We start from the raw sequence: 231 nt of genomic DNA, 5'->3' as shown, positions 1-231 counted from the left end.
ATGAACCCGAGGGCGTTTCAGCCAAAACCACCCTGTACAAATGTCCGACGTCGAATTGCTGGCGGCCTATGTAGAGGCACGGCGACAGTTCGTCGAAAAGAAGTTCGCGCGCGATACGCAGCGGGCGCGGCTGGAGCGGCTCAGAGCCAAAATGTCCGTCGGCAGCCCGGGCGGGGTCACCGAGCGCAACATGGCTATCGACGTTTCCGAGGAAATCGCGCGCAAGGGCAC

Annotated in this window: 1 pseudogene; it reads left to right on the top strand. The window is 61.9% G+C overall.

Annotation, left to right across the window (positions count from 1 at the left end):
• Positions 1-40 precede the first annotated feature (40 nt).
• Positions 41-231: pseudogene (locus KJQ96_RS39635) on the top strand (hypothetical protein); the annotation flags it as partial.

The sequence above is a fragment of the Bradyrhizobium sp. sGM-13 genome (assembly GCF_018398875.1).
Lineage (GTDB): Bacteria > Pseudomonadota > Alphaproteobacteria > Rhizobiales > Xanthobacteraceae > Bradyrhizobium.
The sequence above is the reverse complement of the archived record's forward strand: the minus strand, read 5'-3'. Positions and strand labels throughout refer to the sequence as shown.